At 62.2% G+C, this 16728-nt stretch carries 15 protein-coding genes; 7 read left to right on the forward strand and 8 right to left on the reverse strand.

The features are described from left to right. Nucleotides 1–120 precede the first annotated feature (120 nt). Complete coding sequence (locus tag C1896_21230; protein AZZ47230.1) at nucleotides 121–1020, reverse strand: Hsp33 family molecular chaperone HslO; 900 nt, start codon at nucleotides 1018–1020, stop codon at nucleotides 121–123. A gap of 129 nt (nucleotides 1021–1149) precedes the next feature. Continuing rightward, nucleotides 1150–1545, reverse strand: a complete 396-nt coding sequence (locus tag C1896_21235) for an RNA-binding protein (protein AZZ47231.1) — start codon at nucleotides 1543–1545, stop codon at nucleotides 1150–1152. A gap of 74 nt (nucleotides 1546–1619) precedes the next feature. On the opposite strand from C1896_21235, the gene C1896_21240 reads away from it, so the two are divergent. Both C1896_21240 and C1896_21245 read left to right on the forward strand, forming a co-directional pair. After that, complete coding sequence (locus C1896_21240) at nucleotides 1620–2114, forward strand: ATP-dependent zinc protease (protein AZZ47232.1); 495 nt, start codon at nucleotides 1620–1622, stop codon at nucleotides 2112–2114. After that, a complete protein-coding gene (locus C1896_21245; GenBank protein ID AZZ47233.1) occupies nucleotides 2111–3016 on the forward strand; it encodes a 30S ribosomal protein S6--L-glutamate ligase in 906 nt (301 codons plus the stop codon). The genes C1896_21240 and C1896_21245 overlap by 4 nt, the downstream gene beginning before the upstream one ends. 108 nt (nucleotides 3017–3124) lie before the next feature. On the opposite strand, the gene C1896_21250 is transcribed toward C1896_21245, so the two are convergent. Both C1896_21250 and C1896_21255 read right to left on the reverse strand, forming a co-directional pair. Beyond that, nucleotides 3125–4444: a two-component sensor histidine kinase gene (locus tag C1896_21250; protein ID AZZ47770.1), complete on the reverse strand. Its 1320-nt coding sequence runs from the start codon at nucleotides 4442–4444 to the stop codon at nucleotides 3125–3127. Nucleotides 4445–4684: 240 nt separating this feature from the next. Continuing rightward, nucleotides 4685–5419 (reverse strand): two-component system response regulator OmpR, encoded by a 735-nt coding sequence (locus C1896_21255; protein AZZ47234.1) that lies wholly within the window; start codon nucleotides 5417–5419, stop codon nucleotides 4685–4687. A gap of 229 nt (nucleotides 5420–5648) precedes the next feature. On the opposite strand from C1896_21255, the gene C1896_21260 reads away from it, so the two are divergent. The 4 genes from C1896_21260 (at nucleotide 5649) to C1896_21275 (ending at nucleotide 10443) form a co-directional block, all read left to right on the forward strand. Further along, entirely contained in the window at nucleotides 5649–7982 is a 2334-nt protein-coding gene (locus C1896_21260) for an RNA-binding transcriptional accessory protein (GenBank protein ID AZZ47235.1), read from the forward strand. A gap of 1 nt (nucleotide 7983) precedes the next feature. Beyond that, a complete protein-coding gene (locus C1896_21265) occupies nucleotides 7984–8370 on the forward strand; it encodes a thioesterase (protein ID AZZ47236.1) in 387 nt (128 codons plus the stop codon). Between the two features lie 131 nt (nucleotides 8371–8501). Next, complete coding sequence (locus C1896_21270; protein AZZ47237.1) at nucleotides 8502–10091, forward strand: glutamate--cysteine ligase; 1590 nt, start codon at nucleotides 8502–8504, stop codon at nucleotides 10089–10091. 172 nt (nucleotides 10092–10263) lie between these two features. Beyond that, nucleotides 10264–10443, forward strand: a complete 180-nt coding sequence (locus C1896_21275; protein ID AZZ47238.1) for a hypothetical protein — start codon at nucleotides 10264–10266, stop codon at nucleotides 10441–10443. 29 nt (nucleotides 10444–10472) lie between these two features. Here C1896_21275 and argA read toward each other — a convergent pair whose 3' ends face one another. From argA to C1896_21295, 4 genes are all read right to left on the reverse strand, one after another. After that, a complete protein-coding gene (gene argA, locus C1896_21280) occupies nucleotides 10473–11774 on the reverse strand; it encodes an amino-acid N-acetyltransferase (protein ID AZZ47239.1) in 1302 nt (433 codons plus the stop codon). 93 nt (nucleotides 11775–11867) lie between these two features. Beyond that, nucleotides 11868–13022 carry an acetylornithine deacetylase gene (locus tag C1896_21285; protein ID AZZ47240.1) on the reverse strand — a complete coding sequence of 385 codons (1155 nt, stop codon included), beginning with the start codon at nucleotides 13020–13022 and terminating at the stop codon, nucleotides 11868–11870. 99 nt (nucleotides 13023–13121) lie between these two features. Continuing rightward, nucleotides 13122–14387, reverse strand: coding sequence for an inorganic phosphate transporter (locus C1896_21290; GenBank protein AZZ47241.1), 1266 nt, complete (start codon nucleotides 14385–14387; stop codon nucleotides 13122–13124). 38 nt (nucleotides 14388–14425) lie between these two features. After that, entirely contained in the window at nucleotides 14426–15103 is a 678-nt protein-coding gene (locus C1896_21295) for a TIGR00153 family protein (GenBank protein ID AZZ47242.1), read from the reverse strand. A 104-nt stretch (nucleotides 15104–15207) separates the two neighbouring features. On the opposite strand from C1896_21295, the gene C1896_21300 reads away from it, so the two are divergent. After that, a complete protein-coding gene (locus C1896_21300; protein ID AZZ47243.1) occupies nucleotides 15208–16575 on the forward strand; it encodes an inorganic triphosphatase in 1368 nt (455 codons plus the stop codon). The last annotated feature ends 153 nt before the right edge of the window (nucleotides 16576–16728 follow it).

Consider the following 16728-nt stretch of genomic DNA (forward strand, 5'->3'; position numbering starts at 1 on the left):
GCTTTGTAGCCCACAGAGTAGTGGACTACACCGAAAAAAGTGCGAGCGATTATGACAGAAATGACGCTGCGCTGGGTATGAGGGCGTGATGGCGAAAAGGTTCCTAGGCCCGGAAAGCCTCTAATGCCGCGTGCCGGATGGACCTTCCGTTCCCGCACCGGCAAAAAGCTGGGCGATGTCGGCCGCGTCGAAGCGGTAGCTATGATTGCAGAATTGGCAATCGATGGTGATGGCCCCGCCCTGCTCCGTCAGCAGCAGTTCGGCGTCGTGCTGGCCGAGACTGACGACTGCATTGGCCGAGCGTTCACGCGAGCAGCTGCAACGGAACACGATCGGCCGTGGGTCGAACAGCCGAACCTGCTCTTCATGATAAAGACGATGCAGGATGGTCTGGGTATCGAGCCCCAGCAACTCTTCGGTCGACAGGGTATCGGCCAGGGTGCGAAGGTGCTGCCAGCTGGCTTCGCGCTCTTCGCCGTCACGGATGCGAGCAGCTGGCAGCTGCTGCAACAACATCCCGCAAGCACGGCGGCCATCAGCGGCTAGCCAGAAGCGCGTCGGCAGTTGCTCGGAGGAGGCGAAATAGTTCGACAGGCTGTCCGCCAAGGTCACGCCGTCCAGCGCAACAATGCCCTGATAACGCTGCCCGTTGGCAGGGTCGATGGTCATCGCCATAACGCCATCGGGCATCAGTTCCGACAGGGTCGCGCCGGGGGTCAGCAGCGCCTCGTCATAGCGAGCAATGCCGCGCACTTCTCGATCGCTGGAGCACTCGACCATCAACAACGGCACCGCACCGGACGAGCGTGCCTGCAACACCATCAACCCATCGAATTTCAGCGTGCCGACCAACAGCGCCGCCGCCGCGAGCAGTTCGCCGAGCAACTGCGCAACCTGTTCAGGATAAGCATGCTTGGCCAGGACCTCCGCATAGCTGCGCTCGAGCCCGACCCATTCGCCGCGTACGTCGGTGTCATCGAAAAGAAAGCGTTGGGTGTAATCGGAATCGAGCATGGGCATGACCAGAGCAGGTGGGCGTTCGGGGCCGTCATAAATGGCGGGACGTGGCACGTCTCGGCGATGGTGCGGCACCTAAGAAGAAGGGACCGCATTCTAGGTCGAAAGTGGCGACCATCCAACCAGCGGCACTCAACCCGCGTCCGAATGAAACCGCTGCAACGCGCGACGTTGTTTTTTGCTTGGCTTGCCATCGGTTTCCACCCCTAGGCTGCCCGCCTTGCGCATGGCCGCAGCGTTCTCCCGGCGAACTAGGCTTTCGGCGGTCTCCTCATACAGTAGCTGAGCCTCCGGGGCGCCCTTGCGCACGGCCGCCAACGCCCTGATCACCACGGTGCGCTCATCATAGCCGGCCCGAATCACCAGCTCCTCGCCGAGTTTAGGTTCCTTGCTCGGCTTGCACCGCTCGCCGCGACAATGCACCTTGCCGCCCTCGATGGCCGCTTTCGCCAAGGCCCGCGTCTTGAAGAACCGTGCCGCCCACAGCCATTTATCCAGACGGACTTTGCCGTCGTCTTTCTCACTCATCGCTCAACTCTGCCTAGCGTCTCGTTGTCATAGGTTGGAACAGGGAGATGCGGTTGTCATGCAGCCTGTCTAGAATGCGCGGAAATTTACTGGATACGCTTTTGAACAGTCCCGACCTCCAGACAATCATCGGTTTGCGCGAATGGATCGCCTTGCCCGAACTCGGTGTGGTCGGCCTGCGCGCGAAGATCGATACCGGCGCTAGCACCTCCGCCTTACATGCGACCGACATCAGCGAATTCAAGCGCAATGGTGAACGCTGGGTCCGTTTTACGGCGCACCTGGGGACGCTGGTGCAGAGTCGCCACCGCTGCGAAGCGCCGCTGGTGGCGCGCAAGATCATCAAAAGCTCCAACGGACACGTACAGACCCGCTACGTGGTGCGTACGCTATTGGCGCTGGGCGACCACCTGTGGCCCGTCGAATTCACCCTTACCTGTCGCAAGACCATGCGCTATCGCTTACTGCTGGGGTCAAAAGCCCTGATGGACGGCAAATGGCTGGTCGACCCTGCCCGCACCTACGTGCAGGAAAAACCCCAGACTCTCACTCTTTCCGGTGCCCCATGAAAATCGCCGTGCTGTCGCGCAACCCACGCCTGTATTCGACCCGCCGTCTGGTGGAGGCCGGCCAGCAACGTGGCCATGAGGTGGTCGTCATCGACACCCTGCGCGCGTACATGAACATCGCCAGCCACAAACCACAGATTCATTATCGCGGCCGCCCACTGGAAGGCTTCGATGCGGTGATCCCGCGGATCGGCGCCTCGGTTACCTTTTATGGCTGCGCGGTGCTGCGCCAGTTCGAAATGCAGGGCGTGTTTCCGCTGAATGAATCGGTAGCCATTGCCCGCTCGAGGGACAAGCTGCGCTCGCTGCAGTTGCTGTCGCGCCGGGGTATCGGCCTGCCAGTGACCGGCTTTGCCCACTCGCCAGACGATATTGCCGACCTTATTCAAATGGTCAACGGCGCGCCGCTGGTGATCAAGGTGCTCGAAGGCACCCAGGGTATCGGCGTGGTCATGTGCGAAACCGCCACCGCCGCCGAGTCCGTGATCGAGGCCTTCATGGGCCTCAAGCAGGACATCATGGTGCAGGAATACATCAAGGAGGCCGGCGGCGCGGATATCCGCTGCTTCGTGGTTGGCGACAAGGTCATCGCCGCGATGAAGCGTCAGGCCAAGCCTGGCGAATTCCGCTCCAATCTGCACCGTGGCGGCACCGCCAGCCTGATCAAGATCACGCCGGAAGAGCGGATGACCGCGATCCGCGCGGCCAAGGTCATGGGCCTCAGCGTGGCGGGCGTCGATATCCTGCGCTCCAACCATGGCCCTCTGGTGATGGAAGTGAACTCCTCCCCAGGCCTGGCAGGGATCGAGGAAACCACTGGCAAGGATGTCGCCGGGCTGATCATCCAGTACCTGGAAAAGAACGCCGGCCCGCATCTGACGAGGACGAAGGGAAAGGGCTAAGCGAGCGCTGGAAACCGGGAATCGCAGCTTCCACGGATTCCGTAATCGAGAGACTTACGCGGCCAGCAAGAGCCGGCTCGACAGTAGGGAACCGAAGCCTACGGCTACCTACTGCTTCACCGCATCCCTCGGCAGCAACAACCCCAACGGCAGGCTCACCCGCGCCTCGAGCCCGCCGCCTTCGCGGTTGCGTAACTCAATCACACCACCATGTTGCGATGCGATCCGCTTGACGATCGCCAGCCCCAGCCCGGCACCCTGCCCGCCACGTGCCTTGTCGCCGCGGATGAACGGGTTGAATATTTCGCCGAGCTCCCGGGGATCGATGCCCGTGCCCCGGTCAAGCACGCTGAGGACGACATAGGGTGCATTGCTGTCGCCCGAAACATGGGCGGCCACTTCGACGCCATGGCCGCCATAACGCAGCGCATTTTCGATCAGGTTCACCAGCAGTCGTTTGATCGAAACTCGTCGTAACGCCAATTGCGGCATCGGCTCGACACAGAGGCGAACGGTTTCTCCGTACTGGTTGTAGGGCGCCACTACTTCACGCACCAGCTCGCCCAGGTCGACGCTTTCCACCGGCTCGTCGCTGCCATCGCGAACGAAGGCGAGGAACTGGTCGAGAATCGCGTTCATGTCCTCGATATCGCGAACCATGTCTTCGGTCAGCTCGGCGTCACTGGACATCAGTTCGAGGGACAACCGCAAGCGCGTCAGCGGCGTGCGCAAGTCATGCGATACGCCAGCGAGCATCAGCTCCCGCTCGCGGCCAGCCTGTTCGACATCCTCTGCCATCTGGTTGAACGCGCGATAAACCTCAGTCATCTCGCTCGGCGTGTCGCTGATGGGCAACCGCACGCTACGCCCCTTACCGATTTGCCGGGCCGCATAAACCAAGCGTTTGAGCGGCAGGTTGAGCTGGCTGACAAAGATCCACGCGGCGGCCGTGGACAGCAGCCCAATACCGAGAAACCAGCCGAGCACGCTCCAGATCCGCTGACCGCGCAACGGGTATGCGTACAACGGCACCCGCAACCAGTCCGGCCCTAGGCTAGGCGCGCGGACCCAGATGGCTGTGTCAGGCTGAATACGCACCCGCACATCGGTTTCGACACCGAGTTCGGCCTGCATCTGCCGCTGGAAGATTTCCGTGTAAGGCCAGTGATATTCACTGGGCGGCACATCGTCCATCGTAACCCGCTGCAAGCCGGCCGCCTCTGCGATGCGTTCGCGGTTTTCCTCGTCAGCTGCCCAGTAGGCACGCAAGGTCAGCGCCGCACCATGGCTGTATTGACGATCGACCATGACGTCCTCGTTCATCATCAGGTACACCAGCATCAATACCTTGGAGAACAGGACCACGATCAGCACCATCCACAGGGTGCGGGCGAAGAAGCTTTGCGGGAACCAGAGCGGGGTTTTCATAGACAAGCCGATTTTGACCGCGGGAGGCTGAACCAAGAGGCCAGCGATGTGGGATTTCACAGTGAAGACTGGGTCGTAAGCTGCTCCGCTTTAGCCAACCGAGTCGAACAAGGGTGGTGGGCTAAAGCCCACCCTACGAGGCTGATGGCTCACTTCGTGATCCGTAAGCCATCCAATGATGCAGCCTGAGAAAAGCACTGCACCCCAATTTGGCTCAGCGCCGCGAGCAGCAGGCGGCTGCTATTTGTTGCCATCAGGCACGAACACATAGCCGACGCCCCAGACGGTCTGGATATAACGCGGCTTGGATGGGTCCGGCTCGATCAGCCGGCGCAGGCGGGAAATCTGCACATCGATGGAACGTTCGAGCGCATCCCACTCGCGACCGCGGGCCAGGTTCATCAGCTTGTCTCGGGTTAGCGGCTCGCGAGCGTGCTGTACCAGCGCCTTGAGCACGGCGAATTCACCGGTGGTGAGCATATGCACCTGATCGCCCTTCTTCAGCTCACGGGTGCCGAGGAACAGCTCGTAATCACCGAAGGTCACCGTTTCATCTTCGCTGCCCGGCGCACCTGGCACCTGCGGTGCCTGGCGGCGGAGCACCGCGCGGATCCGCGCCAACAGCTCACGGGGATTGAACGGCTTGGCCAGATAATCGTCCGCGCCCTGCTCCAACCCCTGAATGCGACTGGCCTCGTCACCCTTGGCCGTCAGCATGATGATCGGGATCTGGTTGCCACCGGTACGCAGCCGGTTACAGGCCGACAGGCCGTCTTCGCCCGGCATCATCAGGTCCAGCACTACGAGATGAAACAGCTCGCGGCTGAGCAGACGGTCCATCTGCTCGGCACTTTCCACCGTCCGGACTCGGTAACCCTGCTCATCGAGAAAGCGCTCGAGCAAGCGCCGCAGACGGGCGTCATCGTCAACAATCAGGATCTTTTCGCCTTCGTTGGCAGGTGCGGTGCTGCTCATGAGAACTCCCGGAATGATCGACGGCGCATTATGCGCGCAGTGAAGTAAACGCAACTGACAGCCATTGTTAGCAGATTTTGCGGTGCCTGGCCGAGGGCCGAAAGAATGAGTCGGTGCGCCTGGCTCGGGTTTTTCGTCCGGCTTGCGGCCCCAAATGCTCTGCTGCCCTTATAATCGCGCCCTTTCGCGCAGGCACGGCCTGCATGGTTTGACTGACCCAGGTAGGTTCATGGACAGCATCAACTCCCGCATTGCCGCCGAACTGGGCGTGCGCCCGCAACAGGTTGCCGCCACCGTGGCGCTGCTCGATGAAGGCTCCACCGTTCCCTTCATTGCCCGTTACCGCAAGGAAGTCACCGGCAGCCTGGACGATACCCAGCTGCGCCTGCTGGAAGAACGTTTGCGCTACATGCGCGAACTGGATGACCGCCGCGCGTCGATCCTTTCCAGCATCGAGGAACAGGGCAAGCTCACGCCTGAGCTGAAGCGCGAGATCGACCTTGCCGATACCAAGACGCGACTCGAAGACCTCTATCTGCCCTATAAGCAGAAGCGCCGCACCAAAGGCCAGATTGCCTTGGAAGCCGGCCTTGGCGAGCTGGCCGACGCGATCTTCGCCGACCCTGAGCTCAATCCAGAAGCCGAGGCGGCACGCTTCGTCGATGCCGACAAGGGCTTCGCCGATACTAAAGCGGTGCTCGAAGGCGCCAAGTACATCCTCATGGAGCGCTTCGCCGAAGATGCCAACCTGCTGGCCAAGCTGCGCGACTTCCTCACCCACAACGCCACCCTGAGTGCGCGGCTGGTACCGGGTAAAGAGAACGAAGGCGCCAAGTTCAGCGACTATTTCGAGCATGACGAGCCGCTCAAGAGCACACCGTCACACCGCGCACTGGCGATCTTCCGCGGGCGCAACGAAGGCGCGCTCAGCGTCAGCCTGAAGGTCGGCGACGAAGCGCCCGGCACCATGCATCCGGGCGAAGTGATGATCGGCGAGCGCTTCGGCATCTCGAACCGTGGGCGGGCCGCAGACAAGTGGCTCGGCGAAGTGGTGCGCTGGACTTGGAAGGTCAAGCTCTACACCCATCTGGAAACCGACCTGCTCGGCGAATTGCGCGACAAGGCCGAGGACGACGCCATCGGCGTCTTTGCGCGCAACATGCATGACCTGCTGCTGGCCGCACCGGCCGGCCCGCGCGCCACGCTGGGCCTCGATCCGGGCTTGCGCACCGGCTGCAAGGTGGCGGTGGTCGATGCCACCGGCAAATTGCTCGATACCGCCACCGTCTACCCGCACGCCCCGCGCAACGATTGGGACGGCACCCTGGCCGTGTTGGCCAAACTCTGCGCCAAGCACAGCGTCGACCTCATAGCCATTGGCAATGGCACCGCCAGTCGTGAAAGCGACCGGCTCGCCGCCGATCTGATCAAGCAGGTGCCCGGCCTCAAGCTGACCAAAGTGATGGTGTCCGAAGCCGGTGCCTCGGTGTATTCCGCCTCCGAACTGGCGGCCAAGGAATTCCCCGATCTGGACGTCTCGATCCGCGGCGCCGTATCCATCGCGCGCCGCCTGCAGGATCCACTGGCCGAACTGGTGAAAATCGAGCCCAAAGCCATCGGCGTGGGCCAGTACCAGCACGACGTCTCCCAGCTCAAGCTGGCGCGCTCGCTGGATGCGGTGGTGGAAGACTGCGTGAACGCCGTCGGCGTCGACGTCAACACCGCCTCGGTGGCGTTGCTCGCGCGTATCTCCGGCCTGAACACCACGCTGGCACAGAATATCGTCGCCTACCGCGATAGCAACGGTGCGTTCAAAGCCCGCAGCGAGCTGAAAAAGGTGCCGCGTCTGGGCGACAAGACCTTCGAGCAGGCCGCCGGCTTCCTCCGCGTGATGAATGGCAGCAACCCGCTGGACGCTTCGGCCGTGCATCCGGAAACCTATCCGTTGGTCAAACGCATCGCCACCGATACCGGCCGCGACATCCGCTCGCTGATCGGTGACTCCAGTTTTCTCAAGCGCCTCGACCCGAAGCAGTTCACCGACGAAAGCTTTGGCCTGGTCACCGTCAGCGACATCCTTCAGGAACTGGAAAAACCCGGCCGCGACCCACGCCCCGAGTTCAAGACTGCCGAGTTCCAGGACGGCGTGGAGAAGCTCAGCGACCTGACCGCGGGCATGGTGCTCGAAGGCGTGGTGACCAACGTGACCAACTTCGGTGCCTTCGTCGACATCGGCGTGCATCAGGATGGTCTGGTGCACATTTCCGCGCTGTCGGAGAAGTTCGTCAAGGATCCCTACGAAGTGGTCAAAGCCGGCGACATCGTCAAGGTCAAGGTCATGGAAGTGGACATCCCGCGCCAACGCGTCGGGCTGTCCATGCGGATGAGCGATACCCCTGGCGAAAAGGCGGACAACATGCGCGGCGGGGGTAACAACCGTGGCGGCCAGGCGCGTGGCGAGCGCAAGACGGCTAAGCCGGAGACCAAGCCGGAAACCAAGCCGGCACCGGCCAATAACGCCATGGCCGCGTTGTTCGCCAATGCGAAGAATCTGAGGAAATAAGGTGCGCGAAGTCGAGGCAGTGGGCAGCAGCAGCGCCTTCGGGCGCCTGTTGGGCCTGGAAATCATCAAGGCCGACAATGGCGAGGCACTGCTGCGTCTGGCAATGCACGACGGCTTGCGCAACCTGCACGGCAAGCTGCACGGCGGCGCGCTGTTCTCGCTGATCGACACCGCCATGGGCCAGGCCAGCCACAGCCTCAACGGAGGCGAACCTAACAGCGTCACCCTGGAATGCAAGGTCAATTACATCCGCCCGGTGAGCGAAGGTGAACTGACCTGCCGCGCCTGGGTGGTGCACGGCGGGCGGCGCACTCAGGTACTCGAAGCCGAAGTCCATCAGGGTGAAAAGCTGGTGGCCAAGGCGCAGGCGACCTTCTCGGTTACCTGAGTCATCGGACCCGCCGCCCACGGTTCGCTGGAAACGCCCTGGAGCGGTGCATGGTCCAACGCTGAAGGCCTCTTGTAGAGCGTGCAATCCACCCCCATATTGTGCCGACTGACGCGTGAAGGAATTCCCAATTGAGCGATCTTCTCTCCCACCGCCTGGCGCTGCTGGCCGAGCACCACAACCTGTCGCTGCTCTCGCAATGCCTGCATGGGATCGAGCGTGAATGCCTGCGTGTCGACACCGATGGCCAGCTGGCACTGACGCCGCATCCGCGAGCACTGGGCTCGGCGTTGACTCATCCGAAGATCACCACGGACTATTCAGAAGCGCTGCTGGAGTTCATCACCGGCACCGAAACCGATCCGCAAAAGACGCTGACCGAGCTGGACGCGATCCATCGCTACACCTACAGCAAGCTCGGCGACGAGCTGCTCTGGAGTCCCTCGATGCCCGGTCACCTGCCGGACGAGCCGCAGATTCCCATCGCCGAGTACGGCAGTTCGAACATCGGGCGACTGAAATACGTCTATCGCCAAGGCCTGGCGCTGCGTTACGGCAAGACTATGCAGTGCATCGCCGGTATCCATTACAACTTCTCCCTGCCCGAGGCGCTGTGGGCTGCTTTGCAAGCAGATGAGGGCGATGACCGCTCGCAGCAGGACTACCAGTCCTGGCGCTATATCGCACTGATCCGTAACTTCCGCCGCTACAGCTGGCTGCTGATGTACCTGTTCGGCGCCTCGCCCGCGCTGGACGTCAGCTTCATGCGTGGCCGCCCGCACCAGCTCCAGCAGCTCGACGAAGACACGCTGTATCTGCCCTACGCCACCAGCCTGCGCATGAGCGATCTGGGTTATCAGAGCAATGCCCAGGCCGGCTTGACGCCCTGCTATGACGATCTGCCGAGTTATACCAGCAGCCTGCACAAGGCGGTGTCCACGCCTTACCCCGACTACGCGGCGCTGGGCACCAAGGACGCAGAGGGCAACTGGCAACAACTCAACACTAACGTCTTGCAGATCGAGAACGAGTACTACTCGAACATCCGCCCCAAGCGCGTCACCGATACTGGCGAGCGCCCACTGCATGCGCTGCGAGCGCGCGGCATCCAGTACATCGAGGTGCGCTGCCTAGACATCAATCCTTTCCTGCCGCTGGGCATCGACGTCACCGAAGCGCGTTTTCTTGATGCCTTCCTGCTGTTCTGCACCTTGCAGCAGAGCCCTTGCCTGGTAGAAGGCGAATGCCGGGCCAGCAGCGATAACTTCCTCAGCGTGGTCAAGGAAGGCCGCAAACCCGGGCTTGAACTGCGTCGCTGTGGTGAAGGCGTCAGCCTGCAGACATGGGCGAACGAGCTGATTGCGCAGATCGGCCAGGTCGCCGAACTGCTGGACCGCAGTCACGGTGGTGATGAGCATGCTCGCGCCGTCGCCGCGCAACAGGCCAAGGTTGCAGACAGCAGCCTGACACCTTCGGCCCGCGTGCTCGACGAGCTGCAGCGCAACGGCGAGAGCTTCAGCCAGTTCGCGCTGCGGCAGACCCGTCAACACGCCGACGATTTCCGTAGTCGAGCGCTGTCAGATGCCGACATGGCCTGGTTCGACGAAGCCGCACGCAGCTCGCTGGCACAGCAGGCGCAGGTTGAAGCCGCGGACACTCAGGACTTCGACAGCTTCGTCGAGGACTATCAGCGCAGCCTGACCAACCTCAGCGCACCATAAGCACCACTGATCAAGCAGCATGACCGCTCTAGACCGCAGGCTACGGCGGTCCGCGGGAGACGCTGCTGGAAGATATGAACTTTTCCCCTCTTCTCAGGGTTCCAATGTGTGTCTTCGTCGCGCCGATGCAGCGCGCCGAAGCCTCAAGAACAAGAAGAAGAGAGGTACATTCATGTCGCTATTTGACCTGTTGGTGTCCGCTCGCAAGGGCAGCCTGACCACCGCAATCACCATTGCCTTGCTGATCGGCCTGATTCTGCAGATCGACGGACTTATCCCAGACCCCGCGATTCACTTTTCCGCAGATGCGGTCGAGGCTCGCTCAGCGAGCCCCTACGCGACGCCGGACTAAATCGAGGCGGCGCACGACCGCCTCGTCGATCACAGCGCCTTTTCGAAGATCTTCGAATTGCGCTGGAAGTTATAGAGCGAGGCCCGTGCGGCCGGAAGACGCTCGACGCCGCTAGGCTCGAAACCGCGTTCGCGGAACCAGTGCGCCGTGCGTGTGGTGAGCACGAACAGGGTTTTCAGGCCCAACTTGCGCGCCCGCGCCTCGATACGCTCGAGCAACTCGTCACCGCGTCCGCCATGGCGATATTCCGGATTGACCGCCAGGCAAGCCAGCTCGCCCGAGTTGGAATCGGCGATCGGGTAGAGCGCCGCGCAGGCGATAATCAGCCCATCGCGCTCGACGATGCTGAACTGCTCCACCTCGCGCTCGAGCACCTCTCGCGAGCGCCGCACCAGAATGCCCTGCTCTTCCAGCGGGGTGATCAGATCAATCAACCCGCCGACGTCCTCGATGGTCGCCTCGCGCAGCTGCTCGAACTGCTCCTGGGTCACCAGCGTGCCATCGCCGCCGTCGCGGGTGAACAGCTCATTGAGCAACGAACCGTCCTCGGCATAGCTGATCACGTGGCTGCGGCGCACACCGCCCTTGCAGGCTTGCGCGGCGGCATCCAGCAGCTCGGCCTGATAGGTGCCGACGAGGCGTTCGACATAGGCCGGAATTTGTGGCGGGCGCAGCTCGCGCACCAGCTTGCCACTTTCATCGCGCAGGCCGCGCTCGGACCCGTACAGCACCAGCTTGTCGGCTTCCAAATCGATGGCGGCGCGGGTAGCGATGTCTTCGCAGGCGATGTTGAAGATTTCACCGGTCGGGGAATACCCCAGCGGCGAGAGCAGCACGATGGTGCGCTCATCCAGCAGCCGGCCGATGCCCTTGCGATCAACGCGACGCACTTCGCCGGTGTGCTGGTAATCGACGCCATCGTGAACACCGATCGGCCGCGCTGTGATGAAATTGCCGCTGGCTACGCGCAGCCGGGCGCCCTGCATCGGCGAGGCGGCCATATCCATTGAAAGACGCGCTTCAAGCGCAATGCGCATATGCCCGACGGCATCAATTACGCACTCAAGGGTCGCCGAGTCGGTGATGCGCAAGTCGCGGTGAAAGCGCGGCTCAATGCCCCGAGCGGCCAGTCGCGCCTCGATCTGCGGACGTGAGCCGAACGCCAGCACCAGGCGCACGCCTAGGCTGTGCAACAGCACCAGGTCGTGGACAATGTTGGCGAAGTTGGGATGTTCCAGGCCATCGCCGGGCAGCATGACCACGAAAGTGCGGTCACGGTGCGAGTTGATGTAAGGGGATGAATCGCGAAGCCAGGTGACGTAGTTGTGCATTGCAGAAGCCTTAGATAACAGCTTGTCTAGTCCGGAAGCCGGTTCGTGTATGGATGCAGGGAGCAGGCCGCGATCAGATCGCCCGACCTGCCCCTATCCTCGGCCTGGTTGCAAGCAGTAGTGTTCGATCATTCCACGCAACAACTTCACGGTAGGTTCGATCCTGTCGAGATCCAGGTACTCATCCGGCTGATGGGCGCAGGCGATATCACCCGGGCCTAGCACCAGCGTCTCGCAGCCAAGCTGCTGAAGATAAGGCGCTTCGGTGGCGAAGGCCACTGCCTGGGCGGCATGTCCGGTGAGCCGCTCGGCCAGTTTAACCAGCTCGCCATCAGCGCCCTGATCGAAGGCCGGTACGCTGGGGAACAATGGCGCCAGGTCGATCCTCACCTGATGCTTGTCAGCGACTGGACGCAGGCGCCCGGCAATTGCGTCGCGTAACTGATCAGGCTCCATCCCCGGCAGCGGCCGCAGATCGTACTCCAGCGAGCACTGGCCGCAGATGCGATTGGGGTTGTCACCGCCGTGGATGCAACCGAGGTTGAGTGTCGGCTGCGGTACGTCGAACAGCGGATTGTTGTAGTGATCCTGCCATTCGCGGCGCAGCGTCATCAGCTCGCTCATGACGTCATGCATGGCTTCCAGGGCGCTATGACCATAAGCGGGATTGGACGAATGCCCGCTCTGACCTTGGATTTCGATGCCTTCCATCATGATGCCCTTGTGCAGGCGCACCGGCCGCAGCCCGGTCGGCTCGCCAATCACCGCGGCGCGCCCCAGCGGCCGTCCGGCATCGGCCAGCGCGCGGGCGCCGGACATTGAGCTTTCTTCATCGCAGGTGGCCAGGATCAGCAGCGGCTGGCGGAACGGCTGATCGAGCAGTGGCAGTACCGCCTCGATGATCAGCGCGAAGAAGCCTTTCATGTCGCAAACGCCAAGGCCATACCAGCGGTCATCGGCTTCGCGCAGTTGGAGTGGTTCGGCTGTCCACAATTCGGCATCGAAGGGCACGGTATCGCTGTGCCCGGCCAACACCAGCCCGCCAGGCCCGCTGCCGTAGCTGGCGAGCAGGTTGAACTTGCCAGGGGTGACTTCCTGCACCTCACAGCTGAAACCAAGGTCGCCCAGCCAGCCCGCAAGCAGGTCAATGACCGGGCGGTTGGTCTGGTCCCAATGGGCTTGAGTACAGCTCACCGACGGCGCGGCAATCAGCGCGGCAAACTGGTCTTTGAGCGAGGGGATGGGCACCGACGACCTCCTTGGAGACAAAGACGAAGGCGCCCAGTGAAACATGAAACGCGTTGCCGCCGCGCCCCCGAGGGGAAAAAGCAGCGGCAACGCGTCCGATCAGACGAAGATCGCCTTGAGGATGGTGAAGAACACGATCGACAGGAAGGCCCCGGCCGGCAGCGTGATCAACCAGGACATGAAGATCGACCCGACCACACCGAGGTTCAGCGCTCCAATACCCCGTGCGATACCGATGCCCAGGACCGCGCCGACCAGCGTATGGGTGGTGGATACCGGCAGGCCGATGGCGGAGGCACCGACAACGGTAGTTGCGGTCGCAAGTTCGGCAGCGAAACCGCGGCTTGGCGTCAGCTCAGTGATTTCCTTGCCGATCGTGGCGATTACCTTGTAGCCGTAGGTGGCCAGACCGATGACGATGCCCACGGCGCCCAGCAGCAGCACCCAGCCCGGCACCGCAGACTTGGCAGCGATTTCCGCGGCACCGCCCGATTGGATGACGCCGACCACAGCCGCCAGCGGGCCTACCGCGTTGGCCACGTCGTTGGCGCCATGGGCGAAAGCCATGGAGCACGCGGTAAAAATCATCAGAACGGCGAAGACCTTTTCCACGCTGGCGTAGTGAAAGGTCCGATCAGCTTCGACATCAAGCTTGATCCGCGACAGCAGCGCAATCCCCACCAGCATCACCAGCACGCCGATAGCGAACGCCAGAAGGATGCCCTGGCCGCCGCTCAGCGTCAGGCCGACATGCTTGAGGCCCTTGGTAACGGTCATCAACGCCACCATGAAACCGGTCAGGAACATGTACAGCGGCACGAAGCGCTTGGCGTTGAGAAACGGATCATCGGTATTGATGATCAGTTTCTGTACGCTCATGAACAGGCCAAAGGCGACGATGCCGGACAGCAACGGTGTCACCACCCAGCTCGCCACGATGGGGCCAATAGCGTCCCAATGCACGGCATCAGTGGACACACCCACCGCGGCAAAGCCGATCACCGCGCCGATAATCGAGTGCGTGGTGGAAACGGGCCAGCCTTTCATGGTGGCGATCAAGAGCCAGGTGCCGGCTGCCAATAGCGCCGACATCATGCCCAGCACCATCAGATCCGGCGATATGACTTCCGCATCGACGATGCCGTTCTTGATGGTCTCGGTGACCTCGCCGCCCGCCAGGTAGGCACCGCAGAACTCGAAGATCATCGCGACGATGATGGCTTGCTTGATCGTCAGCGCCCGGGAACCCACCGAGGTGCCCATGGCGTTGGCCACGTCATTGGCGCCTACGCCCCAGGCCATGAAGAAACCGAAAGCACAGGCGAGCACGAGAAGTACGAAGCCGTATTCCGCGATAAAGGACATAAGGAATTACCTGTTGAACCAGAAAAGACGCTGGCGCCTCAGCGCGCCAGCAATTGTTCCAGACGGTTGCCGACTCGCTCGGCACGGTCAGCTACGTCACCGATCCATTCGATGATTTTGTAGAGGAACATTACGTCGACTGGAGGCAATTCCTTTTCCAGCTTGAACAGGGCACGGCGAACCGTGATCTGCATGCGGTCGGTTTCGCGCTCGATTTCCTCGAGCTCCTCGACCATTTTCTCGACCAGCGTGGCCTCACGGCCGGCAAAGCCGGTTTCCAGCAACGAGTCCAGCTCCTTCAGCGCTTTCAGCGCCTGGCAGCTGGCGTCTACACTGCGCTGCACGAAGGCCATCATTTCCGGCTGCAGGGCCGGCGGAATGGTCATGCAACGGCCCAGCATCAGACCGGCGATGTCCTTGGCACGGTTGGCAATTTTGTCCTGTACACTCAGCAGCTCCAGCAGATCCGAGCGCGGAACCGGCAGAAACAGGCTCTTGGGCAGATGTTGACGGACGCTCTTCTTGAGCTTGTCGGCCTCGTTTTCCAGTCGGGCCATCTCTTTCTGGATCTGTTCGACCCGTTCCCAATCTTCGGCTGTGATCGCCTGGAACAGCGGTACCAGGTTGGCGGCACATTCGTGAGATTTAGCCATGTGCTGCTGCATCGGCCCGATGGGCGAACGTCCGAACAGGCTGACGAAAGGATTGATTGGCATAGGGAGCACCCCGGCTTCAGAAGGCGGCAAGTATACGGATGACCTCAAAGGGCCGCTACCAAGTGACGTAGGTCACACTCAAACATAGGCATCATCTCGGCACCATGCAGAAAGAAACCGAAATCAAACTGCGCGTCAGTCGCGAAACCCTGGCGGCCCTGCGTGAGCATCCGCTGCTGAAGAAACGCAACAAGAGCGGCTGGCAGCGGCACGAATTGCTCAACCAGTACTTCGACACGCCCGCGCGCGATCTGGCTCAGGCAAAGGTCGCGCTGCGCCTGCGTCGCGACGGCGAGCAGTTCATCCAGACGCTGAAAAGCCGCGGCCAGAGCGTGGCTGGGCTGTCCGAGCGCAACGAGTGGGACTGGTACCTGGACAAGGCCAAACTGGACGTAAAAAAGCTCGCGGATGATTGCTGGCCGGCGAGCCTGGCCGGGCTGGACAAGAAGACACTGAAGCCGATCTTCACCACCGACTTCGTCCGCGAAAAGGCCGAGATTGCCTGGGGCCGTGGCAAGGCCAAGGTGGTCATCGAAGCGGCTCTCGACCTGGGCAAGGTGGTCGTAGGCAAGCAGAGCGAAGAGATCTGCGAGCTGGAACTTGAGCTGCGCCAAGGCGAGCCCGAAGCGCTGCTGGAGCTGGCCGCAGAACTGGCCGCCGACCTTGCGCTGATGCCGTGTGACATCAGCAAAGCCGAGCGCGGCTATCGTCTGTATGACGCCGACAGCTACTCGCTGAACGTGCCAGCACCGCAGCTAGAGGCGAGCATGCCGCTGGACGAGGCCTTTGCCGCGCTGGCCTGGCAGCTGCTGGGCAATAGCCAGCGGTTGGCCGAACAGTACCGCTTCAACGGCCACTGGAAACTGCTCGGCGACTGGCTGCAGCAACTGGTCGAGCTGCGCGCCCTGCTGGGCAGTCTCGGCCAGGCAGCCCCGCGTGCGACCAGCCGCGAACTGCGTGAACAACTCGACGCGCTGATCCAGGAATGGCGGCCCAGGGTCGAAGCCGGACAGGACGACGAAAGCGCACGCAAAAGCGCACCCGAGGCCTTTGCCGCCGAGCTGGCGCAGCCGCGCTGGGGATTGTTCTCGCTGAAAGCCTCGCTCTGGCTGCTGCAGCGCGGCTGGACCGCCGGGCGCAACAATCGTGGCAACCGTCAGGGCGCCGCCGAGCTGGGCAACTGGCTGCCACGCCTGCTCGGGGAGGAAGCCCAGGCACTGCAGTTGCTGCGCTATCAGCAACAGCCTGAAGACCTCGCGGAGCAGCGCCCGCGCATGGAGCGGCTGCTGGTCTGGCTGCACCTGGCTCGGGCCACGCTGGAGCTGCCGGAAGCCGACCGTCTCTATGGCGAACTGGCCAAACTCTACGAGCTGGCCGGACAGCCGTTAAACGACGAGCTGCTCGATGCACGGATAGATCAGGCGCGCGCGGTCTGGACGCTCAAGCCCTGGAAGCTGCTGACAAAAAAATAGGCTCGAGGCTCGTACTAAGCGTAGGGTGGGCCGGGCGGCGCTCCGCTTTAGCCCACCGCTATCGCAAAGCCCCTTACTAGCGCCTGACCTGTGCCCGTCCCTCGAGTCTTGTGGGCTGAAGCCCACGCTACCGAAGCTGGCTATCAAGCGGCT

This window comes from Pseudomonadaceae bacterium SI-3 (genome assembly GCA_004010935.1).
GTDB lineage: Bacteria > Pseudomonadota > Gammaproteobacteria > Pseudomonadales > Pseudomonadaceae > Stutzerimonas.